Here is a 25,780-nt window from a genome sequence, read left to right as displayed (position 1 = left end):
CTTGCTAGTTCACAGCCTGCTAGTGCAAGAAATGGCGCACTCCTGTTAAAACCATAACCAGCCCTAACTCATTGGCAGCTTTGATGGAATCTTGATCTCGCAAGCTTCCCCCAGGCTGAACGATCGCCTCAATTCCGGCTGCTGCTGCTGTTTTAACCGAATCATCAAAGGGAAAAAACCCATCGCTGGCTAGGGTAGCGCCCTTCGCTTTTTCGCCTGCTTGCTCTAGGGCAATTTTTGCCGAGCCGACTCGATTCATTTGTCCGGCACCAACACCCAAGGTGGCGCGATCGCGGGTGACAACAATGGCGTTGGACTTCACATGCCGACACACTCTCCAGGCAAACAGCAGTTCTTCTAGTTGCGCCGGAGTCGGCTGGCGATCGGTGACAATTTGCCATTGCGTTGCATCAGCAGCGGCATCATCTACCCTTTGCACCAAGAAACCGCCTGCAATCTGCTTGACCATTTGTCGAGTGCCCGTTACCAAATCGGGGAGAACCAAAATCCTTAAGTTAGCTTTGGCGCTAAGGATCTGAGCAGCCTCAGGATCGCAGCCAGGAGCCACAACGCATTCTAAAAAAGTTTTAGTCAAGGCAGTTGCGGTGGCAGCATCGATCGGGCGGTTGAGGGCAACGATGCCGCCAAAGGCTGAGGTTGAGTCAGCATTGAAAGCTTTTTCGTAGGCTTCTACTAAGCGACTGCCCAATGCCACGCCGCAGGGATTGGTGTGCTTGATAATGACTGCCGCAGCCTGTTGGTTGGGGAACTCAGTAACAATTTGCCGAGCGGCTTCTAGATCAATCAAATTGTTATAGCTGAGTTCTTTGCCTTGAAGCTTTTGGGCAGATGTCCAGCCTGTAGCGGATGTCCCTGTTTGATACCAAGCAGCAGGCTGATGAGGGTTTTCACCGTAGCGGAGGGACTGAATTTGTGTGCCGGAAAGACTGAACTGGTGGGGAATGTGGTTGGGATCGAGGGAGCCGACAGAGTGCTGAATCAGGTAGGTGGCGATCGCCCGATCGTAGCTAGCAGTATGCTCAAACGCCAACAGAGCGCAGGCTTGCCGAAAGGCTAGGGCTGTGTCTCCATGCTGCCTCAATTCTGAGAGGTATTCGTCGTACTGATGGGGGTTGCAGAGAACTGTGAGATGGGAAAAATTCTTTGCTGCTGCTCGCAGCATGGCTGGGCCACCAATATCAATTTGCTCGATCGCCTCTTCTAAGGACACATCAGGCTTAGCGATGGTTTGCTCAAACGGGTAGAGGTTAACAACGACAAGGGCGATCGGGCGAATCTGGTTAGCTTCTAGCTCTGCTAAATCTTCGGGGAGGCTTTGCCGTGCCAAAATGCCGCCATGAATTTTGGGATGGAGCGTTTTGACCCGTCCGCCTAAAATTTCGGGCGACCCAGTGTAATCTGAAACTTTAGTAACCGGAATGCCCGCCTGCTTCAGCGTTTGAGCCGTGCCGCCGCTACTCACAATGTCAAACCCAAATTCTTCAACCAGGGTACGCGCTAATTCTACTAATCCAGTTTTGTCAGAGGTACTTAGTAACGCCAAACGTGCCATACTCACAACCCTCTTTCATGCAATCTATTCAGAATAGAGTAGATTGCGCTTCAGTCAAACTCAGGTGCCCACAGATCAGCGATCGCGCCCTTGTGCAACTCCTCTATTTAAACAACTTTACAGAAATCTTGCTTAATATACTGAAGGCGAACTCAAAGCTAAAAACGTGCCTCTCCAATCTTTATCTATTCCTTCTCAAACAAAACCTGCTAAAGGCTTGCTAGTCGTTCTCCACGGCTGGGGCGCAAATGCTCAAGATGTTGCATCTTTTGCTCCTTATATGGCGCTTCCTGACTATGACATGGCATTTCCTAGCGCACCGTTTCCCCATCCCTATTCCGAGGATGGGCGAGCGTGGTACAACTTTCCCGAAGCTTACAGCTTTCAGAGCAGCACTGATTTTGGAAATCAGCCCCAGTTGAAGGAAAGTCGGCGGCAGTTGGTGGAATGGCTGCGATCGCTCGAATCCACCACGGGCGTTGCCCTGGAACAAACCGTCTTGGCAGGCTTTTCCCAAGGGGGCGCAATGACGTTAGACGTAGGCTTGCACCTGCCGCTAAAAGCCCTGATTGTTCTCAGTGGCTATCTCCATGCCCCGATCGCCCCTCGCCCTTTGACTGCCCCGCCCGTTTTAATGGTGCATGGTCGGCAGGATACCGTTGTGCCGTTGGCGGCGGCGGTACAAGCGCGAGAACAATTGCAGACAATGGGAGTATCTGTGAAATACGAAGTGCTGGATATGGGGCACGAAATTCAACTTTCTGTGCTGAAGTTGATGAAAAGTTTTATCGCAGAAACGCTGTTATAGGCTGCTGAATGAGAAAACAGCAGTAGGATGGGTGAAGCTGAGGTTGAATCAGTGTTTTTGGGTCGTCATGAAGGGGGAACAGATGAAAACCTTAAATTTTACAGAGCAAGATGTTGATCGGATGACGGATGTTGAGGTTGCTAATTTGGCAAAGCGACTAGAGCAAGACGATTACAAAACGGCGTTTGAGGGGCTGGAGGATTGGCACTTACTGCGGGCGATCGCCTTTCGCCGCCCTGAAATGGTCGAGCCTTATCTGTTTTTGTTAGATATGGAAGCCTATGACGAAGCCTAGATGCAAGTAAAGCGTCATCATGCTTCAGGGCAAGCGCATTTTAATTGGAATTGGCGGCGGCATTGCTGCCTATAAAGTTTGTGAAGTGGTTTCTACCCTGGCAAAAATGGGGGCAGAGGTGCGCGTTATTTTAACCGCTAGTGCCCAACAGTTTGTCATGCCGCTAACATTTGCGACGCTGAGCCGTCATCCAGCCTACACCGACGAAAACTTCTGGCAACCCACCCATCCTCGTCCCTTACACATTGAGCTAGGAGAATGGGCAGAAGTTTTTTTGATTGCGCCGTTGACAGCAAATACGTTGGGAAAACTGGCATATGGATTGGCGGATAATTTATTAACCAATACGGTTTTGGCTTCGGTTTGCCCAATCTTGCTGGCTCCAGCAATGAATACTGATATGTGGGAACAGCAGGCAGTTCAGCGCAACTGGCAGTTGGTGCAGGCAGATCTTCGCTATCATGCTCTGGCTCCGGGTAGCGGTCTGTTGGCGTGCGATCGCGTGGGGACAGGACGAATGGCGGAGCCCCATGAAATTTTGGCGCACCTGGAATCTTTGTTACAGAGTCCCCAGCGAGATTTGACAGGTCAGCGCGTGTTAATCAGTGCAGGGGGAACTCGTGAATACCTTGATCCTGTTCGATTTATCGGTAATCCTTCAACGGGCAAAATGGGAATTGCTTTGGCGCGGGCGGCATTGCATCGTGGCGCAGAGGTAACGCTGGTTCATGCGCCCATGGCAGATTTGCCCCAAGGTGTGCGCTGGGTGCCAGTGGAAGGTGCGGCAGAAATGCAGAAAGCCATGATGGCTCATTTCTCAGAAGCCGATTGGATTGTGATGGCAGCGGCGGTGGCTGATGTGCGTCCGGCAACCTACAGCCCGATCAAGCTAGCGAAACGATCGCTCCCCTCACAGCTAGACCTCGCCCCCGTGCCAGACATTGTGGCAGAACTGAGCAGTTTAAAGCAGCCTCATCAGAGGCTAATTGGCTTTGCGGCGCAAACGGGCGATATTTTAGCGCCTGCATTAGACAAGCTTCACCGTAAAGGATTAGATGCGATCGTGGCTAATCCTATTGACCAACCAAACAGTGGTTTTGGCAGCGATCGCAATCAGGCAATTTTTTTAGATCGTCAAGGCAAACAAGTGTCGATTGCACCTTGCGGCAAGTTAGAAATGGCACATCGTTTGTTTGATTTTATCCGCCTGCTTGAAAATTAGTAGATAGAGCCACCAAACCCTACAACCACTAAGTTTAGGCAAGTTTTATCGTCCTTCTAACTTGGCACGGAGTTGTTCGAGTTCAGGATCGGCGCTGGATAGGCTGGGAGAACTGCCTGCCGCAAACTGGGCTTTCATCGCGGCTAATTCTTTGTCAATGCCGCGATCGCCACTTTCTAATTCTTTAAACTGCTGCTCGATCGCATCGCCGCTGTTGAGTTCGGCGATCGCTTCTGATCTGGCCTCCATCTGCAATACCTTTTCTTCCATCTTTTCAAACGCCGATAAAGCGCTGCCTGTACCAATTCGTCCCATCATTTCGTTCAGCTTTTCAGAAGCTTTTGCCGAACGGGCACGGGCGATATACATATCTTTTTTGGTTCTAGCATCCGACAGCTTGCTTTCTAGCTTTGCCAAGTTTTGCTTAAGCTGCGACACAATGCCGCTTTGCTGTTGAATTTGTTCGGTTAGCGCCGAGGCAGTATCTTGATAAGATTTGCGTCGGGTTAAAGCCTCTCTTGCTAAAGTATCTTCTCCCTTTTGTAAAGCAAGCTGTGCCCGTCGGTACCATTCTTCGGCAGTTGCTTGAGATTGTCCAGCTTGGCGTTCGGTGCGTTTCTGAGTGGCGATCGCCTGTGCCACAGCTTGCCGGAGTTGAATTAAGTCATGCTGCATCTCTACAACCGCTTGCTCCAGAATCCGTTCTGGGTCTTCAGCACCGCTAATCAAACTGTTAACGTTGGCTCGAACTACGCGCCCAATACGGTCAAAAAGTCCCATGACGAAATCCTAGCTATGCTTGAATGGAGTTTCAGTTACTTCTTATGGTATCGCACTGCTTATTGATGAAAGAAGGCGTTGATAATGAATTAGAGAATGGACAGATTAGAGAATAGATTTTTCAACCTAAGGAAACTTAGATGGCTTACAGCGACTTTACGTTAATTAAGGTGAAGCAATTAGGGCTAACCCTGAACGAGTCACAACGTTTGTTTGCTCAAGTAGACCCAGTTCAGCCCTCTGATTTTTTGGCACTAACGTTAAGAGAATATTTACCCTTAGCGACTGCCATCAATACTAAGAAAGCGCGCTCTGAACTTTTAATTACACCTGTATTGACAGAAATTCGCCGACAGCTTAAAAGTCAAATGAGCTTCTTTTCAGGCACAGAGTTTAATGTTGATCCCGATCGTGGACTCCAAGGTTTCTGCGATTACATTTTAAGCCGATCGACTGAACAGTTTGATATTACGGCTCCAGTGGTAACCATTGTGGAGGCAAAAAACGAAAGTCTTAAAGGCGGCTTAGGACAGTGCATTGCTTTTATGCTGGCGGCTCAAACTTTTAACCAAAACGCAGGTAATGGGCTTGATGTGATTTATGGTGCAGTTACCAGCGGTACAAACTGGCGTTTTCTAACCTTGAGTGACAGCTTAGTTCACATTGACTCGACTGAATACTTTATCAATGAAGTTGACAAAATTTTGGGCATTCTACTCCAACCATTTCAGGCTGTTTTAACGGTCTTCTAAATGCCACTTGTGGCATCCCACTCTTTTGGATGTCCCTGATATAGATCCTGGGCGACTTGAAATACAGAGATTCCTGCCGACAGCCCAACGATCGCCAAAGGTGGTAATCCACTGCCTCCGATCGCCAAAATTAGTAAAGCAACCGCTGCCACCGTGCGGTGATTCGTCCGTGCGGTGCATCGAAAAATAACTCCAGTTCGATGTAGTACTGCCAACGCTGTAAAACAAAGCGCCAAAGAGCCGCACAGCAGCCAGCGATCGCTATCTGCTAAGCCTGTCATCGGATTGCTAAGAATTAAATGTTTTACCCTAACCCCAGCAACGGCAATGCCTAAAACTAAAGGCAAATGCGTATATAGCCAAATTTGTAAGACCTTAACTTGTCCGGTTGTCCCCGCCATCTGTAATGCCGTCCCTCCAACATTCTCGAAGTAAATCCACCAGAGGCTAAAGGCAATACAAAAACCTAAGACTGCGAACGTGACTGACATCAACTGCCACTGCGTTTCGGCAACGCCATTGACAACTGCAACGATCGCTTCACCCAATACGATGATGACAAACAAACCGAAACGCTCAGGCAAATGCTCGAAGTTTGGCAAAAGCTGGGTTTGAAGATGGATCGCTGATATCGGTGTGACAAAATCAATGACAATGCTTGCCATCCAAAAAAACAACCGATAGGGCAAGGGTATGAAAACAGAAATAAACCAAAAGGAAGCCGCGATCGCAAAACCAACAGCGTACCAGGTTTAGCGTAAAACGTTGCCCCAATCCAAGCCCACCACACCGAAATAAATAAAATTACAAAGCCCATGAACCCAGCGATCGTGGTGTCTTTGTGCAGATTATTGGCAAGTTGAGCAATAGCAACCACAAAGACCAAATCAAAAAAAAGCTCTAGCCAATTTGCCCGTCGAGAACTTTCCTCAATGCCTTCACCTACTCGGAGTTGGGGTGGTTGAAACCAGATCACGTGGGTAGCCTCCACTATTTTTATTATTTATACAATATTGCTGAATAGAAATATGAATCTGCTCAAAGCCCCTCTCCTCAAGAAAAGGGGTTGGGGAGAGGTCACTCATGCTGCGTCATCAGCAACTTACCCCCTAGCCCTTCCTCGCGAGGGCAGGGGAACCGAATTTTCAATACTTTCATTCAACAACGCCACTTGTACTATGGACTGAAAGGGGTCACATATTTTTTCACTCAGAGTCTCAACGAATAAGATCAGAGGTGAAACTTACCTTCACACAACTATGGCTCGCTTCAACCCTTACAGCATCCAGCTTCAACTGACTCGAATGTTTCAGGATGGGCAGTCTTTTTTTGCATTAACTAAGGTGCAGGACTGGCTTAAAGAAAAGCAGCAAGACCCTAATGATTACGAGATTTTGTTTCATCAGCGCATGACTCCTCCCGGCTCAGCTTCAGTGATGGTCATTGAGGTGGAATTGAAGCGGCGGGATGGTCAGCCAGTTGATGAGTGGTTGCAAAAGGAAGTGAATACTTAGAGGGCAGATCGCCAGAAATTCTAAGATTCTGCCGTCTAGGCTTACATTCACTTATAGATCCATACATCAATATTTATCTTTGATGAACTCGTCTTCGATAGACAAAAGTCTATAAGACGTGGTTTAATCATAAAAAATTAGCGGTGGATATAAACACACCGTATCCAGATGGCTTACCACCTAGCGAGCCGAATCTGGTCATGCACCTGTATTTAATTCATGGGAGATATCTAATGACTCTTTTTAAAGGCGCTTCGGTTCAGCGATCGTACTTTCTCTGCCTAACGGTACTGCTAGCAAGCATGGTCGTTTCCCAACCCGGACAAGCGGATACCCCAGTGCTTCCCATTAGTGCTCCCGCCACAACAGCCCTGAGCAACGAAGCCGCCCCCATTGATGCTGTCACCCGTGAGTGGATTGCTACAGTCACATCAGGGAATCCAACCGTTGTTGAGGATGTGTTAGCACTGTACGCCGAGGATGCCATCTTACTTGCTACGGTGTCTGAACAAATTCGAGATACAAAAGACGAATTGCGCGACTATTTTAAATTCTTTACAGCATTGCCTAATCTCTCTGCCAAAGATTACATTCCCACTATTCGCGTTTATGACGATGTTGCCATCAACAGCGGCTACTACACGTTCATGTTCAAATCTGAACCCGGCGCTGTTGTAGAGGTACCTGCCCGTTACACATTCGTGTATCGCAAAATCAATGGCAAATGGATGATCGTGGAGCATCATTCCTCCGGAATTCCCACGGCACCTGCTGGATTACCTGCGGCGAACTAAGGCTAAAAGCCTAGCCTCGTCCACCTCGTTCCCAGGCTAAAACCTGGGAACGCCTTTGAAGGGCACTCCCGATCGCATTCCTCGCAATTAAAAGTCAAAGTAGATATAAGGTGCGCTTTCGTTGGGTGCCAATAGCCACGCCAGGTAGAAGCAAAGGGGAACCAACAGAAGTTTGGCTGCCCAACTGAGTTGAAGTTTTAAGCTACGGGTGACTGCGTAGGCAATGCCCATGCCTGCAACTAACAGGAAAAGCATGAGTGTGATGTGCAAGCGATCGCTTTGTAACGTTTCAACATAGACCTTTGGTGCAAACTGAATATCGGCTGGATGTCCCCACAGGCGACTGACTGCCAAGCCCGAATCTTTCAGGTTGGGCAAACGGAAGAACAGCCAAGTCGTGAACACCATAATTTGCGTCATGAGCCAACCCGCGATCGCTCCAGGAATAGTTTGCCACCAGCGTTGGAGCCAAGGCAAATCCTTAGAAATGGAGTCGGTCAGGCGATGCATGATCAGCGCCAAGCCATGCAGTCCGCCCCACACAATAAAGCCCCAATTATCGCCGTGCCAAATGCCAGCCAGGAGCATGACCACTAGCAAGTTTAGACAAGTACGAAATAAACCCTGACGCGAACCGCCTAGAGGAAAATAGAGATAGTTGCGTAGCCAGTCGCCCAGCGTCATGTGCCAACGTCGCCAAAAATCGGCAATGCTGGTGCAAAAGTACGGGAAGTCGAAGTTGGGGGGCAGTTCAAACCCCAGCAAAATCGCTGTTCCCCTTGCTACATCCACATATCCACTAAAGTCTAGGTAAAGCTGAAGCCCGTAAGCAAAAGTTCCTAACCAAATATCACCGCTGCCTGCTCGTTCTAAGTTATTAAAGGTCAGGTTTACCAAGGTTGCTAAATGATCAGCAAGTAACAGCTTTTTAATGGCTCCACAGGCGATGAGCCAAAGCCCCTCTGATATTTGGCTGGGCACTGGGAAGTGAATATTTTGCAGTTGGGCAATGAAGGGATGAAAGCGCGTGATGGGTCCTGAAATGAGCTTTGGGAAAAATAGTTTGTAAGCCGCAAATTCTAAAAAACTTTGGCTGGCGATCGCGCCCCGATAAATGTCTACTAAATAAGCAATGCATTCAAAGCTAAAAAAGCTGATGCCTAAAACCGAAAAATATTGCCGAAACCAGTCGGTATTGGCAGCAGCGCTAGGGGCGATCGCGCCTAAGCTTTCTAGCAAAAACGGGATGTACTTAAACCCCAATAGCAGCAATAAGTTTAGCCCAATCCCCACCCACAGCAATTTCAAGCGCCGACGGTTCCAATCCTGCTGGGCAAATTCCCACTCTTTGTTGCCAATTCGCCAGTCTAAGGGTGCCCCCAGCGCCTTGCCTATTAGAAAGGTAATGAGCGTGATGCCCAATAGCAACAGTACAAACTCAATTTGCAAAGAGCAGTAAAAGACCAGACTTGCCATTAATAAAACGAAAAGGCGGAGCGATCGCCCTTCAACTGCCCAGTAAATGCCTAGGGTGCTGAGCAAAAAAATCGCATAGGTGATGGAAAGAAAGGTCATGGATCAAGAGGGGATAAAAGGGTGGCTGCACATTACTCTCGCCGTATATTATTCTCGTCCAAACCGTTGAGCCGCACAAAGCGAACAAACCTGCCATCGGCTCAATTCTCCTGGCGGTGCCGGACATTGGCAAGCCGGACACAAAGGCAGATGCTGCGCCCGCGATCGCATCACTCTTGCCCAATTACGAAAAGCAGACTGAGAATCAGGAGCAACTGGAGTCGCACTGGCTGGAAGCAAAGAGAGATCTGCCAACCGACTAGGATGGTCTCGCCAAAGGATAGCGGATTCTGAAATATTTGCAGCAATCAAACTGTATTCCGATCGCCATTGCGCCGTAGAAAACCGAATATCGGTCAGATTGAAAGTCGTCAAGGCATTGAGCTTCTCTAAAATTCGGATGCGTTCAAAACCCAAGTTTTGCGCCCAAGCCGAGCTAGAAGCCGCAACTAGCAGCACCCGTCGTTGGATGCCAGTCGGGCGAGTTTGTGCCGCCACCGCCTCGCCTACCACAGTTGACCACCGAGACAAAACTTGCTGAAGCTGCTGTCTGCCTTTCCAACTGTCCTGACTTTCTAGACCCCCTAAAATTTGACTAAGAGATTGAATTGGTTCGACCATGGTGCAGACTACTTATGTCTCGAAAGCATTTTTCTAAAAATTAGATATCATTAGCCATTGAGATCGCAGAATCACTTTAAATTCTGTCAATAGCGTGTTCAACTGATCTTGACTGATCTCGATAGTTGTCTGGCGCTAGGTTTAGCACTTTTACCTCAGATTTGCTCCCTCTTTTTTAAGTGCGTTTCACTCTAAATGTCCCTCTGCCCTCCATTAATTTATAAATGTTTACCTAGTGACCACCCGGCAGGAGTAAATCAAAGAATGCGCCCTTCCTCTGTTGAACCTTTTAGCCCCGAGCCTTCCACCTTACATCTGATGCTGCAAAAGGCGTTGGACAATTTAGACGTGCAGTTAGAAGATGAGCTAATTCGCTACCGTCAGCAACGATATCGGCAATTGGGCAGGATGCGCGGGCAGAACTTAGCTCCGGCTCTCCGCAACAGTCCGCAAGCAAGTCAAGCTCCCCTCATGCCACCCTTACCAAATTATGCGCCAGATTACGCCACGCCCCAGCCCATGGAGTTAGATGCTTGGGATGAAGCTTCTTCCCATTCTCCCCTGTCTAATTTCTCTAAGTTTGATGCCCGGCGAGTAGTGCGGGAAATGCGCGCTGCTCCGCAGACATCCCCAGGGTTGCCTCTTGCGGCTTCGATCGCCTCTCAACAGCCCGCCCCTCAGCAGCCCGAACTGACTCATGATTACTTTGCTTCTTCAGAAGAACTGCTCAAAAGTTTTTCCCACCCCACAGCCCAGTCTATCGATCGCAAGTCCACCCTTTTAGACACGCTCCTAACGCCTCTAGGGGTTGGCTCGATGCTACTGCTCCTTCTCTCTAGCATTAGCTTAGGATACGTCCTCCTGTATCCTTCTAGTCTTGGCTTCCTGGCGGCTTTAGGTCGCCAGGACGAGAAAAACTCAGTCATTACAACTCCACCCAGCGAGAATCAATCTTTATCCCCTAACTTAGCCTCTGACGAGTTTATGGATGTTAACCTCAACACACTCAGTCAGCTTCCCAAGAACGATCGCCCCTCAACAGTAGTCACGGTTCCACAAACTACTGCACCTACGCTTTCGCCAACCGATTCACCTCGCTCAACTGACCCTGAACCCAGCCCTCTAACTAATGCACCCAGGCTTTCTGCTGCGGTCACTCAGCAGCCCTTGCAAACGGTTACTATTCCCTCTCGACCTGTGATTCGTCAGTCTGAACTCCCTCCTGAACCCCAAGCGCCTGTCCAAGCAGCCGCACCCGCCTATGTGCCGCCTGCCCCACAGATAGCTACGCCTGCCCCTCAGCCTGCTGCTAGACGACCCGCACCAGCACCTGCGCCACCTGCTGCCCCTGCCCCCCCGATCGCCCAGGCTCCTCCCCCAGTTACTCGCTACTACGTGGTCACTGAATATACAGGCGACCCCAGCCTTTCTCAAGCCAGGCAAGCGATTAGTGATGCTTATGTGCGAAACTTTGACGATGGGGCAAAGGTGCAGATGGGGTCTTTTGGAGATTCTGCAAGTGCCGAGCAAATGGCACAACAGTTGCAACAACAAGGCGTTCCAGCTAAGGTTTATCAGCCGTAAGTGGGTATGGGGAAGTTAAATTCGATGCCCCTAAAATATTCTTGCTTTATCAGTTTTCGTCATGGCGATCGCTCTTTACCGACTGATAAGAACCTTCTAGAGACGATCATTCGTCAACTCAAGACTGCTCTTTCAAATGAACTTGAAGCGTTGACAACGAAGGAAGTTTACGTCGATTGGGAGCGGCTCAAAGGAGGTGACTTCTATAACCAGGCGCTTGCGAAAGCCCTTTGTGAAAGCGCCTGTATGGTTGTGGTTTATGTGCCGACCTATTTTGACGAGCACAAAACCTTTTGTGCCCGCGAGTATAAGGCAATGGAAAAGCTTGAAAGTAAGCGCTTGCCCTTAGTCGATTCGGAGGCTCAGTTAAAGCACGGCTTAATCATTCCCATTGTTTTTCGAGGACTAAAGTTTTTACCGAGCGAGATTAAAAACCGACGGGCATACTACGACTTTCAAAGTTTTCAATTGGGCGGAAGAGAAATGTCTCGCAACTCTAACTTCAACTCCAAAATTCAAGAAATTGCGGCTTACATTTACGATCGATGCCGAGAATTAGAGGCACTTTCCACCGATCCTTATCTTGATTGTGATAATTTTAACCTCCCAGATGAATCAGAAGTTCTAGACTGGATTAGGGAGGTGACGGGTGTTCGCAGTAGTTCCTTCCCCAGATTGTAGAAGCGGTGCAAAATGGCTATAAATTTGACAAAGCCGCCCGGAGAAATCATTACTTTTTATTCCTATAAAGGCGGCACGGGGCGATCGATGGCGCTGGCAAATGTGGCGTGCCTATTGGCAAAGCGATCGCGCAAAAAAGTACTCATGATCGATTGGGATCTCGAAGCGCCTGGGCTGCACTGGTATTTCCGTGACCGGGAAAAACTGCAATCCGTTGATGCTAGAGCGTACGAACAAGGATTGAAGGAAGCACCCGGATTAATTGACTTATTTTTGTCGATTTCTGAGGCAATGACTCAACCCCGATTTAACTCTGAGGATGAGGCATCCGTGGAAGCTGCGGTTCGCAAATTGAGTTTGCAGCCTTACATTCTTAAAACCCCTGTTTCCTACGTTTATCTACTTAAGGCAGGACGGTTTGATGAACAGTACTCACAACGGATCAATTCCTTCAATTGGATTGAGTTTTACGAGCGATCGCCCTCCTTCTTTCGCTTCTTTTCTGAACGTCTTAAACAAAACTACCAGTACGTGTTGATCGACTCTCGTACAGGTGCCACCGATACCAGCGGCATTTGTACGGCTCTCATGCCGGAAAAGCTGGTCACGGTTTTTACCCCTAATCGCCAAAGCCTAGAAGGCGTTTTAGACCTAGCAAGCAACGCTGCTGCCTATCGCAAACAATCCGATGACCTACGTCCTCTAACCATTTTTCCTTTGCCCTCACGGGTAGAAGCCTCTGAAACAACTTTGCGGCAGCACTGGCGATTTGGCACTCGGCAAGACAGCTTTTTAGGCTATCAACTTGGATTTGAACAGCTTTTTCAAAGAATTTATAACTTGCCCCAGTGCAACCTCAGCAATTATTTTGACGAAGTTCAGATTCAGCATTTCCCCCGATATTCCTACGGTGAAGAAATTGCAGTACTTAAAGAAAAAGAGGGCGATCGCCTTTCTCTTTCTCGTAGCTACGAAAGCCTGACCACTCAAATGCTCAGCTTCACGCCACCCTGGGAATACAAGCCAAACCGTCGCGATCGAACTGTTCTCCTACCGCTTCCACCGCTTATTGAGCAGCGCTATCAAGATCTAAAAGCTACAGTGGCTCAACTCAAGGAATCTATTGATGCATTGCAAACAGACTTAGAAAAAATCCAAGCATTGCGCCTTGTGTCAGAAGACGTAAATGCTAGAGGGGTGAGAATTATCAGCCAGTTAATTTTGAAACTGAACGATAGTGTGGTCGAGATTCAAACAGCAGTCAAAAACTACCGTTCTCAATTAGAAGAAACCGTTTTTAATCCTGAAGAAGTTATGCGAGAGCATGAAAACATTGGTGAGCAAATTATTAAAATCAGCAATTTCATCAAAATGATTCAACACATTCAAGTTGATCTTCCAGGATTTATACAGCGCAGTTCTTAAGAAATTTTTGACTGGATGATGAACTTGCCGCTAGCCGGCTGAATTCTTGCCAGTTTAAAACTGACAACCTTCCCTGAAGCTAACTCAAAGGAAGGTCAAAATAGGTTTCTATTCGCTCGGCTTACTGGCTCGATGTAATAGAACCGCCATCACCATACAGAGCGATAAAACGCTGTTGTAATTCTTCTGGCAACACATCCTCTTGGTGCGTTGCAATCATCCAAGTATGTCCAAAAGGGTCAATAATTGTACCCATGCGATCGCCATAGAACTGATTTTCAATTGCCATCATTTCTTTTGCGCCTGCTGCGATCGCCTGATTGAACGTTGCATCAGCATCCTCAACATAGAGATGAATACTGACGGGCGAACTCCCTAACGCTTGTGGGCTGTGCATTCCCATCTCTGGAAACTCATCAGAAAGCATAATCGGAGATGTCCCAATGATAATCTCAGCATGTCCAATTGTTCCCGAAGGAGTTACCAGCCGCATCGATTCTGTTGCGCCAAATGCCTGTTTATAAAACTCGATCGCTTTGACAGCATCCTTAACCGTTAAATAAGGCGTTGCCGTGGGGTAGTGATCTGGAATAGGTTTTACGGTGCTCATGATCAAATTCCTCTTTAGATCAGGGACAAATGCATCAGCGCTCAGCCTGATTTAGATTAGTACAATTGTCCTGATTTGTCGAGATAAATGCCTCGTTTTTACAAAAAATAAACATTTGTTTACTGGAGGAAAAAATTAATCATTATCGTTGGCAATCCTTTTTGGACATTACCGGATAAAAGGATGAATCTACCAGCGCTCTTTTCTTTCAGAAGAAGGGCTGAGGGAGAGGTCGATCGCGCAGCGTTACCGAGTAAACCTAACTACTGGACTCTTCCTTGCGAGGGCAGGGGGAGCCAGATTCTCATGCCATAATTCAGCAACACTCATTTTCGTCACGAGTCCTGCTGCAATCTCCATAAACTCGTCCAAATATTTTTTATATTGCTTCCCAAAAAGTTCCCCTAGTCTGTAACAAACTAGGCAAATAAAACCGTCAGACCTCAAAACTCTCAACTTTAAAGCGGGTGAGGGTAATCGAAACCCTATCATTAGCTTGGAAGGCTAAGGTTTTACCACTAAACTACACCCGCAGTCTTTGACGCTAGAATCCTAAGCACACTTCAGCGTAACATAGTTTCGGAATTTCTTATTATTTGGTTTGCTTATTGAACTGAGTTTTGTATAGATTCTGAACAGGTGAGCCCAATACTTTGTAGCAAACTCCATAGCAAATTGAGATTTGACCCTTGCTCAAGGCGAAAAACCGACAAGTAACGCGCTTACAGTTTGGTTCTATCGAAAGTTTTGAAAGTTTATCCGTCATGCACCCATAAAACTGTTCTAGATAAAACTGTTCTAAATAAATACGTGCGATAAAGCAACTCTTGTAATCTTTGATAAAAGCGTTGTTTTACTGTGTTGATTGTGTACGGTTTTGAATCTCTACAGTTTCTTCACACAATCTTTTTGATATTTTTACAAGGTGCTTGCAAGAGTTGATGGTATGTTGTGATGCGATATCTTTTTGTCAAGAGAGTTTAGGTCAATACCTGCGGCTCTATTGAATTGTGCTGGTTAGGGGTGATGTCAATGAAGTAGGGCTTCTGGGTGTACATTCTGCTTGATTAGGCTAACCTTCCCCATTAATGTCAAGCTATTTTGCGGCATTGGCGAGATTTCCTGATGATTAAATGCATCGAATGGGAAAAGTTAGTTTAGATAATGGTTACGAGTCCATTGACAATAGCTTCTGATAATTTTGCACATGTTAACGGTTCTGTCTCTCCTCTCATTAGCCCAAATAGTTGCTCCGGTTCAAGCTAATGCTGCTCCCCTAGTTGCACCTGCTTTGTCCCCGCCAGCGCCCTCTTCGAGATACCCGCAAGGGGTCGCTGTTCCTCAACGTCAAGCAGAAGTCATTCGTCCTCAAGATGTCAGAGCCTTGCCTGGACAGCTTGACAGCGTTCCAGTATTTAATAGCAATAGTCCAGAAGTGGTTCAGTCAGAAGGTATTCTGCTCTCTACGTTTCCTCCTGAGGGGATGCGTCACTCCTCTGCGCACTTAAACTTTCCCTTTGAAGGTCGCTTTGACCTGTTTGCCCATCACATCGCGCGGGGTATTAACCCTGATGATAGGCGCACACTGTTTATGGGTGTTGTAGTCTATAACCCCGGAACTGAGCCTGTCACCATTAAAATTTTGCAGGGGGTAAGCTACCTGAGCCAAGATGCGCCGTTTACTGACTTACCTGCCTATGTAGCTAATCCGGCTGGTGCAATTTTTGCAGGGCCCGGTAGTCGCATTACGACCGAGGTTTTGCGGGAGCAACGTCAATCTCAATGGCCTGAAGAAATTACTATTCCGCCTAAGCAGGCTAAGCTGTTGATGAATTTACCCATTCCTTTACGGCAGCTGACAGTGCCGACTGACGGAACGTTGCCGCCAGGGTACTTAATTCCTCGACCAACTACCGCTGTTGCGCCTCGACCGGTTCGTGTGGCTAGTAATTCTGCAATGCCATTAAGTCGGACAAATGAGCCTTCTTTGCCCGCTGAACCTGCTTTTGACAATCGCCCTCTCGCTATTAATGGGCGATCGGCTTTAATGCGGCTGTCGAGCAGTGGCAAGGTTCATGTGGCTAGTCTCGGTATGTATGCGCCTCGAAACGAAAGTGGGACTGAACGGGTTCCTAGCTTGGCAGAATGGCTCAATCTACTGGTGTCTGGTGGCTTGTCGGGTCCGCGCGATCGCCGTCCTACTGCACCCGATGCTCGCGCCTATTTGCGGTTTTTCTACGGGCGAGTGGCTGGAGTGTCTCAAGGTTCGCAATGGACGGCACTGGCAACCGACAGCGCTACTGTTAATCATGTAACTATTCCTAAACCGGGGCAAGAGTTTTCCTACGTCATTAGCACCGTCGAGCACAATACATTCGGCACTAAACAGATCCAAAGCGCCCCCATGTTAGTGCGCTACCCTGATACGGCTTATCGGGCGAACGGCAACTATGGCGTGCTTTACAATATCTCTTTGCCGCTGTACAACGATACAGACACCACGCAAACCGTTAATATTATGCTGCAAACTCCACTTCAGGATGAGCAGCTAGAAGACGGACTGCGGTTTCGATTGCCGCCCATCGATCAAGTCTCTTTTAGAGGCACCATCCGCCTCAGCTATACCAATGACTTTGGCATTCCCCAAAGCCGTTATGTTCATGTGGTTCAGCAGCGGGGGCAGGAAGGGGAACCATTAGTAAGATTAAGGTTACCTAAAGGTGGACAAAGGCGGGTTGATGTGCAGTTAATCTATCCGCCGGATGCGACTCCACCTCAGGTCTTAACCGTTCAAACGGTGGGTGCTTCTGGGCTAATTCAGGCGAATCAGCCCAGAAATCCGTAGCGTCTTATAGTGGTAAGTGATGTTTTTCATCCAAACCATGATTGATTTCTACACGTTTACCACTCCTAACGGACGCAAAGTTTCTATCATGCTGGAAGAAGTGGGGTTGTCTTACACTCCACACGTGATTGATATTCGCAAAGGAGATCAGTTTACGCCAGAATTTGTGGCAATTAATCCCAATAGCAAAATTCCGGCGATCGTGGATCAAGAGAGCGGTTTGTCGATTTTTGAGTCGGGGGCAATTTTAATTTACTTGGCGGAGAAGACTGAAAGATTTTTGCCAACTGAGACGAAGGCTCGGTTTCAAGTACTGGAATGGTTGATGTTGCAAATGGGTAGCATTGGTCCGATGTTTGGGCAACTCAATCATTTTCGTAAGTTTGCGCCCGAATCCATTCCTTATGCAATCAACCGTTATGAAACTGAGACGTTGAGGCTGTACAGCGTTTTAGATCAGCAGCTTGCCACAAATGAATTTATCTGTGGAGAATATTCGATCGCTGATATGGCGATTTATCCCTGGGTAGCGATCTATGAATTCCAAGAGTTGACCCTTGAGAATCATCCTAATCTAAAGCGCTGGGTGGAGGCGGTCGCCCAACGTCCAGCCGTTCAGCGGGGTATGGCAGTTCCCGAAATTTCTTAAATTCTAATTGCAGCGGTTCGTCCTTGATATCCCTACCTTTACAATAAAGGGGCATAAATGCTTATGCCTCTCCGTTTGAACTGGATTAGACTGTTTGAACTGGATTAGACTGTGTAGCCCATGATGACTCCAACGCTTCCTACCATTAAGTTTCTCAAGCAGCCGACCTCGGAGGCTTGGATTGAACAAGCGATCGCCAACCTCGATATTATTTTGCTGGATCATTCCCACTGCGAACGCAAAGCCGCAGGAACGGCGGTGAACATGATGTTTCGCTATCTGTCTAGTGATAAGCTGGTACGAGCTTTGACGGCGATCGCCCAAGAAGAATTAGAGCATTTTGAGCAGGTTAATCAATGGCTTGATCGGCGCGGCATTCCTTTAGCACCCCTTAACGCACCGCCCTATGCTGCCGGACTGAAGGCAGAAATGCGTAAAAATGAGCCTCACCGCAAGCTCGATTCCCTTTTGGTTTCTAGCCTCATCGAAGCCCGCAGCCACGAGCGATTAGGCTTGTTAGGCACCCATTGCCCCGAACCCGAACTGGCTAAGTTTTACCGAGGCTTGATGGCATCCGAAGCCCGACACTACGGAGTTTATTGGACATTGGCAACCTATTACTATGATCGGGAAGTTGTTAATCAGCGGCTAGAAGAGTTGGCGATCGTGGAGAGTGAGCTACTTTCGACCCTGTTTCCAGAACCCAGAATTCATAGCTAAACGTGATGCAGGCTATTTACCGCGACTTTCTTATCCGCGATTGGCAACCCAGCGATCGCCAATCTGCTGCCAAACACATCCAATCTATCCTAGTGGAGTATGGTCTTTCTAACGAACCTGTTGGTGCCGACCAGGATGTTTTAACTGTAGAAGATTCCTACTGGACAAAGGGTGGAGAGTTTTGGGTAATTGAAACCCAAGGGCGTTTGGTGGGCACAGCAGGTTATTATCCTGTGGCGCGGGGCGAGAATGCTGTAGAGATTCGCAAGATGTACTTAAGCCCAGAAGTGCGAGGGCAAGGACTGGGGCGCTATTTATTGCAGGCTTTGGAAGCGGCGATCGCCCTTCAGGGCTATACCCAAATATGGATTCAAACCGCCAGCGTTTTGAAAGAAGCCGTTCAACTCTACGAACGCAATGGTTACGAGCCGAGTACTGGCATAGATACCGATCGGTGCGATCGCATCTACGTTAAATCTCTCTCAGCCAAATAGGCATTGTCCCCTCAGCGCTAAACTTGAAGCATCATTTCTCAATGCGATCGCCATGATCAGTGCCCTCAATCAACACATTGAAACAACTCCCGGTGTGCGCGGTGGAAAACCTAGAATCGCAGGTCGTCGCATCACAGTAGCGGATATTGCAATCCTTTATCTTCGGATGGGACAGCCTCTCGAAACTGTTGCCCAAGAATATGAATTATCCTTAGCTGCTGTTCATACGGCAATGGCTTACTACTACGATCATCAAGTCGAAATCGCTCAGAGCATTACTGACTCAGAAGCCTTTGCTGAAGAATTTCGCCAGAATCATCCGTCTCCCCTTCAAAAGAAGTTGGCATAGATGAATTTTCATGGCTGATCGAATTCGCTTCCATCTAGATGAAAATGTTAGTTCAGCGATTGCTGCCGCCTTACGACGATCTGAAATTGAGGTGTCAACCATATCAGAAGCAAACTTAATCGGACAAAGCGATTTGACACAGTTAGCCTACATTCAACGTGAAGCGCGGGTCATTGTTACCCACGATGATGACTTTCCGAAAATTGCCAGTACCCGTAACGATCATTCTGGAATTGCTTATTGCCGCAAAGATGCCCGTTCAATGGGTGAAATCGTCGAGCAACTGATTTTACTGCATCAAGTTCTTTCCCCTGATGAAATGATAGGGCAGGTGCAATATTTGTGAGATTTAGCCTTCTCCGTAAAATTCTGCCAATAGTGATGATATCAAGTTAACTTCAACGATCGTCAGACCAAGATCTGGCTAGATGGAGGCGACCAATGAGCAACGTGACGAGAAAACCTAGTGATCGCCCAAATAACCCTCCATTAACAGATCAACCCCCACCGATCGCCACGTTACCCGCTCTAGCTCCAATGCATCTGTCATTCGGGTCAGCCCTAGATCTCCAATGGGGGAAGGAGCCAGTGTCCCGCCAATAATTTTGGGCGCAATGAAAGCCAGAATCTTTTGGATAGCCTGATCGGCGATCGCCTCTGCCGCCAACCTGCCGCCGCACTCCCACAACACCGAAAGAAAGCCGCGATCGCCCAGATTCGCCATAACTTGAGCAGGCGTAAGCGCCAACAATTCCACCACTTCTACTCCTTGTTGAGCTAGAAATTTCTGAAAATTGGGGTTTGCTCCTACTTCAGTAAAGACAACGGTGGGTGCAATGTCTGTCTGCCAAAGGTTGGCGGTTTTGGGTAATGCCAGCGATCGGCTCATCACCACCCGCAAAGGATTGTGTCCTTGCCCGTGACTAGTAAGGTGAGGATTGTCTCGCCGTGCCGTGTTGCCGCCAATCACGACAGCATCGCAGCTCCTCCGGATCTGATGGACAAGGGCACGGGCAGGTGGTGCTGTGATCCAAGCGCTATGCCCTGTTGTGGCGGCAATCTTACCATCTAGAGTCATGGCGTACTTTAAAATGCCCAGGGGTTGCTGATGGCGTATTCGGTAGACAAATGCTTCGTTAAGCGCTTGGCAGGCAGCTTCTTCTATTCCTACTAAAACTTCAATGCCCGCATCGCGTAGTTTGGCAATGCCTGCTCCAGCAACCTGAGGGTTCGGATCAATCATGCCAATTACCACCTTGGCAACGCCTGCTTCAATGAGGGCATTGGCACAGGGAGGAGTCCGCCCATAGTGGCTGCAAGGCTCTAGGTTAACGTAGGCGATCGCGCCTCTTGCTTGTTCTCCAGCCGCCCGTAGCGCAAACACCTCAGCATGAGGCTCTCCAGCTTTAGGATGAAACCCCTCGCCAATAATTTCTTCGCCTTGAACAATTACAGAACCTACCAGTGGGTTAGGTGCGGTTTGCCCTAAGGCTCGACGCGCCAAATCTAGGCAATGGAGAATCATGCGGCGATCGAATTCTAAGCAATCGAATTCTAAGCTCATTGTTTGCTACGCTTGATGACTTATATAGAGTGTTACGCAATACTCAAGAGGCTTTGCTATCTTTAATTTCTCTGTAGAGAGAGAGCGTCTAATGGGTATCTTATAAAAGCCTGACCCCTCGTCCCATTGGCAGAACTGATATTTAGCGTTACTAATATCAAATGGCTTCAAGTAATGACCTAAAAGAGTAAGATTTAGTCGAAAACAGTATTTCTGTAAAGTCGCATTATAACTCTGGCTCTCGATCGCTTCTATTGTTTGTTCTTCCTGTGTCCGATCATTCTTCTACTCAATGACTGCTGTGCCTGCTCCTCGACAGCCCTCCCAACCTTCTGACTATGCTGGTGGCAACGCGCCGCCAGACGTTACTCCTGTGTTTGCGTTGAAGGAACTGGTTTCTAGGCTGAGTCGAGAGCAGAATAAAATCCAAGATTTGCTGAGTTCTTTAGGTTTTGCCCTCCGGAGTTTTAAGAACCTTAATCAATTTTTAGAACTAACTCCTCTGATTGCCAGTCGAGTTACCGATGCAGATGGGGGTGCTTTAGTATTATTTAAACCTAATGGACAAATGCGCTTAGAACGGCTGCACTGTCAAGATAACCAATGCCAAGATGTGCGAGTTGCCCTGGAGGCAGCGACTCGCCAACTCACTGCTAGCGCTGCGTCTTCCTACGAAAAGGTGTCGTTGCCTTTTACCAGCCCGACAACGGCGTTAGATCAGCAGGTGATTAGTTCTTTGGGGCATTCAATACAGCTTTTTGGCACGCCTATTTTGACAAAGAATTTGGAGCGAGGACGGCTCTATGTCTTTAGCCGCGACCCGGAATATACCTGGACAGATACTCGCCAGAAGTTGGTGCGGCTAGTTGCAGACCAAACCGCTGTGGCGATCGAAAACGATGAGCTAACGGTGGAACTGCGGAAGAAAGAGCGCTTGGATCGGGAGTTGGAAATTGGTGCAGAAATTCAGGTGCAGCTTTTACCTCGAAATTGTCCCAAGATCGACGGGGTTGAGTTGGCAGCCCGATGCAAAACGGCAAACCGAGTGGGGGGCGACTATTACGATTTTATTCCGGCTAACCACGACCAAATTAATAAGAAAGCAGGCGTGGTGGAATCGGGGCGCTGGAGTTTGGCGATCGGCGATGTGATGGGGAAAGGCGTACCCGCTGGGTTAATTATGACCATGCTGCGGGGAATGCTGCGGGCTGAGGTGCTGAATGCTCATAGTCCTTCACGGATTTTGCAGCACCTAAATCATGTCATGTACGCTGATTTGGAAAATTCTAATCGATTCGCCACGCTGTTTTACTCAGAATATGACTCAAAATCACGACTGCTTTCCTATAGTAATGCGGCACATCACCCGCCGCTTCTGTGGCAAGCCGCGACGGGCACGCTCAAACGGCTAGATACGCTGGGAATGCTGATTGGCTTGGATATGGACAGTCGCTACGGTGAAGCGCAGGTACATTTACAGCCGGGCGATACGTTGATCTACTACACGGACGGATTCACCGATGCCTCTAACCAAAATGGCGATCGTTTTGATGAAGAAAGCCTTGCTCACCATTTCCAAATCGCCTGCCGTCGCTTCGATACGCCTCAAATCATCCTGAACTATCTCTTCGACCAGGTGCAAGAATTTATTGGTGCCGATCGCCACAACGAAGATGATATGACCCTAATCGTCATGAAGGTCAACCCCGAAAATCTTTAGCCGAGATATCAATTTGTTGTCTGGCACTCCAAATTTTCTAACCTGTGCCAAACTTAGTGCTTGTCATAGATCCTGAGACTTCTTGAGGGCACGCCATGATTGCTATTGATTTGATGCAGCAAATGACTGGATTGGCAGAGGTAAATACTTGGGCTGACCTTCATCAAGGACTGCTTTGGCAACTGCACTGGGACTGGAACCATTTAGCACAATTTAACACTGATGTTTTTGCTGCCACTCGTGGCTGGTTCGACAACTTCTTGAAAACGGGACAAGTTTGGGCGCTGATTATTGGCTTGGTACTGGGGTTTATGTTGCGAGGAATGACCAGCTATGGCTAGGATATTGACCCGTTTGTAAATTGATTTGGTATCAAAATCAACTTAGTGTTAGGTACTTTCTCAACTATGATACACGGCTGACCCTGTATTGATTTTCTTCTTTAGAAAGTGACTAACCTAAACGCTATGAATCCCTCTTCTTCTGAAACTTGGAGCCAGCGCTTTGAATCGGCGTTGCACCCAGCGATCGCGCGTTTCAACGCTAGCATTAGCTTTGACATTGAACTCATTGAATACGACATTACAGGCTCCCAAGCCCATGCTCAAATGCTGGCGCACACGGGCATTATTCCTGCTGAAGAAGGCGCAGCGTTGGTAGAGGGGCTGGAGGCAGTGCGCCAAGAGTATCGGCAAGGGCAGTTTACCCCAGGCGTAGAGTCGGAGGATGTTCACTTTGCGGTAGAGCGACGGCTGACAGAGCTAGTGGGAGACGTGGGTAAAAAGCTGCACACCGCCCGATCGCGCAATGATCAAGTCGGCACTGACACGCGCCTTTATTTAAGAGATCAAATCATTCAATTGCGCCAGCAGCTTCAGGGCTTTCAAACTGCACTGCTGAACATTGCCGAACAGCACGTGGAAACCCTGATTCCAGGCTACACCCATTTACAGCGAGCGCAACCCCTGAGCCTTGCCCATCATCTGCTGGCATATGTGGAAATGACCCAACGGGATTGGGAACGATTGGGAGATGTATATCAGAGGGTAAATATTTCGCCGCTGGGCTGTGGGGCATTGGCAGGAACGACTTTTCCGATCGATCGGCATTACAGTGCTGATAAGCTAGGGTTTGAGCGAGTGTACGCCAATAGCCTGGATGGAGTCAGCGATCGAGACTTTGCGATCGAATTTCTGTGTGCTGCCAGCCTCATCATGGTGCATCTCTCTCGGTTGTCGGAAGAAGTGATTCTTTGGGCTTCGGAGGAGTTTAGCTTTATTAAGCTGAAGGATAGCTGCTCTACGGGTTCCAGCATTATGCCTCAAAAGAAAAACCCAGATGTTCCAGAATTGGTTCGGGGCAAAACTGGGCGGGTGTTCGGACATTTACAAGGAATGCTGGTACTGATGAAAGGATTGCCCCTGGCATACAACAAGGATTTACAAGAAGATAAGGAAGCGCTGTTTGATGGCGTTAAAACAGTTAGATCTTGTGTGGAAGCCATGACCATTTTGATGCAGGAAGGACTAGAATTTCGTCCGGCTCGGTTGAATGCGGCAGTGACAGAAGATTTTTCTAATGCCACGGATGTCGCAGACTATTTAGCTGCAAAAGGTGTACCCTTCCGGGAAGCATATAACATGGTTGGTAAAGTGGTTAAGACTTCTTTGGCGGCTGGAAAACTGCTGAAGGATTTGAGCTTGGAGGAGTGGAAAGCAATTCATCCTGCGTTTGAGCTTGATATTTACGAGGCGATCGCCCCTCGACAAGTAGTTGCTGCCCGAAACAGCTATGGTGGAACAGGGTTTGAGCAAGTCAGAGCGGCGATCGCAGTGGCGAAACAGCGGTTTTAGATCCAAGATGGGGTGCGGCTGATTTTCCGACAATTCTATCTAGAGGCGCTACTCGCGAATCACCGAAATGTACAACCTAGCCACGTTTACTAAAGATGACATGTGTCGGTGTGCGGTCACCCTCCGCAACATGGACGAGCAATCCAAAAGCATGGAAGAAACAGCGAACCGGATTGTTCGTTATCTCTATGAAAATTTGACGGATCGAAGTACGGGCAAACAAGCCTGCACTTTGGTTCGTTTCTTTAAGACTTATCCTTACAAAGATCTGAGTGCAGAACTACAGGAATCAGCCAAAGGAATTCTTAAGGGGCGATCGATTCAGCGAAATACTAAATGCCTGACTTTGCTAGCAACTGCGGGTGACGAGCCTCAATGGAATGTGAGGCATGAATCGACAGGACATCGCGCCATCCCGCTCATTGACCAAGAGTTTGTCAATCGTGCGCCCATGATCTTGCAGTTGATTCAGCAGTTTGGATTAGAAGTGAGCGCAGTCATTGAACCCACCCCCACTTTAATTACAGAGGTGCCTCACAAGGCTTTTAATGTCTTTTATGTCCCTGAAGCATTAGGCAGTCCCTATATCCCTGCCCAAAAGGAGTTTGTCATTCCTTATCAAGTCCAGTCAGTTTTGGGGTTTGGGGGGATGATGCCCTCAGGAGAGCTATTTGCTGTAATTTTGTTCAGCAAAGTTTCCATTCCTTTCAAAACGGCTAACCTCTTCAAATGGGTGTCTGCTTACGTTCGGATTGCGACTGAGTCTTTCGATCGCCGACCTGTCCTTTACTAAGCAAAAGGGTTCAATCTAAGCACTCAAAGGCGCTTCTACCTCTAGCAACAGAGCCTCTGCTTTAGCCAGGTCGTAAGGGAAAGGCTTTTTAAGCGGTCGATAGTCTTTGGCATGAGCAGCCCCGTGACGGAGAACAGCGTTGACTAAGACGCAAGGTTCTGAGTTGAGGTTGATGGCTCCGTGGGGAACTCCGGGGGGAATGGTGACGACAGTGGGATGGCGATCGCTTAAAGGAATGTATTGATACTGGCGATTTTGCAACACCACTAGCACCATGCTACCCCGGACGACTAAGAGTTGATCGGTTTGAAAATGATGGACAAACAAATCATCAACCATGTGTGCCGGAACTTGTGCTAGCACCGTTTCATGACTAGACTGAGGCGTATAGAATTCAACCATGCCGCCCTTAATCGAATCTAACAAACGAATTTCAACGCGACTGATCAGAGCCATATCAAACACCTCAATACGCATCTTGATACATACAATTGTACGTTGGTCAAGTATAAAGAAGTGTGACAAAAGCAACAGTCCTTCGCTAGCTTAGTGCTGCTAA

General features: G+C 48.1%; 26 protein-coding genes, 1 tRNA gene and 1 pseudogene. 19 read left to right on the top strand and 9 right to left on the bottom strand.

Annotated elements, in window-relative coordinates:
• Positions 1–19 precede the first annotated feature (19 nt).
• Complete coding sequence (purH, locus tag KME11_17795) at positions 20–1,573, bottom strand: bifunctional phosphoribosylaminoimidazolecarboxamide formyltransferase/IMP cyclohydrolase (protein MBW4517063.1); 1,554 nt, start codon at positions 1,571–1,573, stop codon at positions 20–22.
• A gap of 166 nt (positions 1,574–1,739) precedes the next feature.
• Between purH and KME11_17790 the strand changes: the two genes are divergently transcribed.
• The 3 genes from KME11_17790 to coaBC all read left to right on the top strand — a co-directional run bounded on the left by KME11_17790 (position 1,740) and on the right by coaBC (position 3,898).
• Positions 1,740–2,381: a dienelactone hydrolase family protein gene (locus KME11_17790; GenBank protein ID MBW4517062.1), complete on the top strand. Its 642-nt coding sequence runs from the start codon at positions 1,740–1,742 to the stop codon at positions 2,379–2,381.
• An 82-nt stretch (positions 2,382–2,463) separates the two neighbouring features.
• Positions 2,464–2,676 carry a DUF2555 domain-containing protein gene (locus KME11_17785; GenBank protein ID MBW4517061.1) on the top strand — a complete coding sequence of 71 codons (213 nt, stop codon included), beginning with the start codon at positions 2,464–2,466 and terminating at the stop codon, positions 2,674–2,676.
• 19 nt (positions 2,677–2,695) lie between these two features.
• Positions 2,696–3,898, top strand: coding sequence for a bifunctional phosphopantothenoylcysteine decarboxylase/phosphopantothenate--cysteine ligase CoaBC (coaBC, locus tag KME11_17780; protein ID MBW4517060.1), 1,203 nt, complete (start codon positions 2,696–2,698; stop codon positions 3,896–3,898).
• Between the two features lie 45 nt (positions 3,899–3,943).
• On the opposite strand, the gene KME11_17775 is transcribed toward coaBC, so the two are convergent.
• Positions 3,944–4,678, bottom strand: coding sequence for a PspA/IM30 family protein (locus KME11_17775; GenBank protein ID MBW4517059.1), 735 nt, complete (start codon positions 4,676–4,678; stop codon positions 3,944–3,946).
• Positions 4,679–4,818: 140 nt separating this feature from the next.
• Here KME11_17775 and KME11_17770 point away from each other — a divergent pair, with 140 nt between their 5' ends.
• Positions 4,819–5,430, top strand: a complete 612-nt coding sequence (locus KME11_17770; GenBank protein ID MBW4517058.1) for a hypothetical protein — start codon at positions 4,819–4,821, stop codon at positions 5,428–5,430.
• Here the strand turns inward: KME11_17770 and KME11_17765 are convergent.
• A pseudogene (locus KME11_17765) lies at positions 5,427–6,406 on the bottom strand (low temperature requirement protein A). The gene KME11_17770 and the pseudogene KME11_17765 overlap by 4 nt on opposite strands.
• Before the next feature lie 283 nt (positions 6,407–6,689).
• Here KME11_17765 and KME11_17760 point away from each other — a divergent pair.
• A complete protein-coding gene (locus KME11_17760; protein MBW4517057.1) occupies positions 6,690–6,944 on the top strand; it encodes a hypothetical protein in 255 nt (84 codons plus the stop codon).
• Between the two features lie 233 nt (positions 6,945–7,177).
• Positions 7,178–7,738 carry an SgcJ/EcaC family oxidoreductase gene (locus KME11_17755; GenBank protein ID MBW4517056.1) on the top strand — a complete coding sequence of 187 codons (561 nt, stop codon included), beginning with the start codon at positions 7,178–7,180 and terminating at the stop codon, positions 7,736–7,738.
• A gap of 87 nt (positions 7,739–7,825) precedes the next feature.
• Here KME11_17755 and KME11_17750 read toward each other — a convergent pair whose 3' ends face one another.
• Both KME11_17750 and KME11_17745 read right to left on the bottom strand, forming a co-directional pair.
• Positions 7,826–9,313 carry an MBOAT family protein gene (locus tag KME11_17750; GenBank protein ID MBW4517055.1) on the bottom strand — a complete coding sequence of 496 codons (1,488 nt, stop codon included), beginning with the start codon at positions 9,311–9,313 and terminating at the stop codon, positions 7,826–7,828.
• A 48-nt stretch (positions 9,314–9,361) separates the two neighbouring features.
• Complete coding sequence (locus KME11_17745) at positions 9,362–9,934, bottom strand: DUF721 domain-containing protein (GenBank protein ID MBW4517054.1); 573 nt, start codon at positions 9,932–9,934, stop codon at positions 9,362–9,364.
• Between the two features lie 264 nt (positions 9,935–10,198).
• Between KME11_17745 and KME11_17740 the strand changes: the two genes are divergently transcribed.
• The 3 genes from KME11_17740 to KME11_17730 are packed head-to-tail and all read left to right on the top strand — an operon-like array spanning position 10,199 to position 13,624.
• Positions 10,199–11,518 carry an SPOR domain-containing protein gene (locus KME11_17740; GenBank protein ID MBW4517053.1) on the top strand — a complete coding sequence of 440 codons (1,320 nt, stop codon included), beginning with the start codon at positions 10,199–10,201 and terminating at the stop codon, positions 11,516–11,518.
• Positions 11,519–11,542: 24 nt separating this feature from the next.
• Positions 11,543–12,199, top strand: coding sequence for a toll/interleukin-1 receptor domain-containing protein (locus tag KME11_17735; protein ID MBW4517052.1), 657 nt, complete (start codon positions 11,543–11,545; stop codon positions 12,197–12,199).
• Positions 12,200–12,211: 12 nt separating this feature from the next.
• Complete coding sequence (locus KME11_17730) at positions 12,212–13,624, top strand: AAA family ATPase (protein MBW4517051.1); 1,413 nt, start codon at positions 12,212–12,214, stop codon at positions 13,622–13,624.
• 121 nt (positions 13,625–13,745) lie between these two features.
• On the opposite strand, the gene KME11_17725 is transcribed toward KME11_17730, so the two are convergent.
• Positions 13,746–14,234, bottom strand: coding sequence for a VOC family protein (locus KME11_17725; GenBank protein ID MBW4517050.1), 489 nt, complete (start codon positions 14,232–14,234; stop codon positions 13,746–13,748).
• Positions 14,235–14,696: 462 nt separating this feature from the next.
• Positions 14,697–14,767: transfer RNA gene (locus KME11_17720), tRNA-Gly, on the bottom strand.
• 674 nt (positions 14,768–15,441) lie between these two features.
• Between KME11_17720 and KME11_17715 the strand changes: the two genes are divergently transcribed.
• The 6 genes from KME11_17715 (at position 15,442) to KME11_17690 (ending at position 19,637) form a co-directional block, all read left to right on the top strand.
• Positions 15,442–17,079: a DUF3370 domain-containing protein gene (locus KME11_17715; protein ID MBW4517049.1), complete on the top strand. Its 1,638-nt coding sequence runs from the start codon at positions 15,442–15,444 to the stop codon at positions 17,077–17,079.
• A gap of 37 nt (positions 17,080–17,116) precedes the next feature.
• Positions 17,117–17,728, top strand: a complete 612-nt coding sequence (locus KME11_17710) for a glutathione S-transferase N-terminal domain-containing protein (protein ID MBW4517048.1) — start codon at positions 17,117–17,119, stop codon at positions 17,726–17,728.
• Between the two features lie 120 nt (positions 17,729–17,848).
• Positions 17,849–18,448 carry a tRNA isopentenyl-2-thiomethyl-A-37 hydroxylase MiaE gene (locus KME11_17705; GenBank protein ID MBW4517047.1) on the top strand — a complete coding sequence of 200 codons (600 nt, stop codon included), beginning with the start codon at positions 17,849–17,851 and terminating at the stop codon, positions 18,446–18,448.
• A gap of 5 nt (positions 18,449–18,453) precedes the next feature.
• Positions 18,454–18,942, top strand: coding sequence for a GNAT family N-acetyltransferase (locus KME11_17700; GenBank protein ID MBW4517046.1), 489 nt, complete (start codon positions 18,454–18,456; stop codon positions 18,940–18,942).
• A 52-nt stretch (positions 18,943–18,994) separates the two neighbouring features.
• Positions 18,995–19,291 (top strand): DUF433 domain-containing protein, encoded by a 297-nt coding sequence (locus KME11_17695; GenBank protein ID MBW4517045.1) that lies wholly within the window; start codon positions 18,995–18,997, stop codon positions 19,289–19,291.
• A 10-nt stretch (positions 19,292–19,301) separates the two neighbouring features.
• Entirely contained in the window at positions 19,302–19,637 is a 336-nt protein-coding gene (locus KME11_17690) for a DUF5615 family PIN-like protein (protein MBW4517044.1), read from the top strand.
• Positions 19,638–19,754: 117 nt separating this feature from the next.
• Here the strand turns inward: KME11_17690 and ribD are convergent, their stop codons facing one another.
• Positions 19,755–20,855 carry a bifunctional diaminohydroxyphosphoribosylaminopyrimidine deaminase/5-amino-6-(5-phosphoribosylamino)uracil reductase RibD gene (gene ribD, locus KME11_17685; protein ID MBW4517043.1) on the bottom strand — a complete coding sequence of 367 codons (1,101 nt, stop codon included), beginning with the start codon at positions 20,853–20,855 and terminating at the stop codon, positions 19,755–19,757.
• A gap of 292 nt (positions 20,856–21,147) precedes the next feature.
• Here ribD and KME11_17680 point away from each other — a divergent pair, with 292 nt between their 5' ends.
• From KME11_17680 to KME11_17665, 4 genes are all read left to right on the top strand, one after another.
• Positions 21,148–22,575, top strand: a complete 1,428-nt coding sequence (locus KME11_17680) for a PP2C family protein-serine/threonine phosphatase (GenBank protein ID MBW4517042.1) — start codon at positions 21,148–21,150, stop codon at positions 22,573–22,575.
• A 95-nt stretch (positions 22,576–22,670) separates the two neighbouring features.
• Positions 22,671–22,916, top strand: coding sequence for a hypothetical protein (locus tag KME11_17675; protein ID MBW4517041.1), 246 nt, complete (start codon positions 22,671–22,673; stop codon positions 22,914–22,916).
• A 126-nt stretch (positions 22,917–23,042) separates the two neighbouring features.
• Entirely contained in the window at positions 23,043–24,428 is a 1,386-nt protein-coding gene (gene argH / locus KME11_17670; GenBank protein ID MBW4517040.1) for an argininosuccinate lyase, read from the top strand.
• Between the two features lie 67 nt (positions 24,429–24,495).
• Entirely contained in the window at positions 24,496–25,221 is a 726-nt protein-coding gene (locus KME11_17665; protein ID MBW4517039.1) for a hypothetical protein, read from the top strand.
• A gap of 15 nt (positions 25,222–25,236) precedes the next feature.
• On the opposite strand, the gene KME11_17660 is transcribed toward KME11_17665, so the two are convergent.
• Positions 25,237–25,677 carry a dTDP-4-dehydrorhamnose 3,5-epimerase gene (locus tag KME11_17660; GenBank protein MBW4517038.1) on the bottom strand — a complete coding sequence of 147 codons (441 nt, stop codon included), beginning with the start codon at positions 25,675–25,677 and terminating at the stop codon, positions 25,237–25,239.
• Between the last annotated feature and the right edge of the window lie 103 nt (positions 25,678–25,780).

Source organism: Timaviella obliquedivisa GSE-PSE-MK23-08B (genome assembly GCA_019358855.1).
Classification (GTDB): Bacteria; Cyanobacteriota; Cyanobacteriia; order Elainellales; family Elainellaceae; genus Timaviella; species Timaviella obliquedivisa.
The sequence above is the reverse complement of the archived record's forward strand: the minus strand, read 5'-3'. Positions and strand labels throughout refer to the sequence as shown.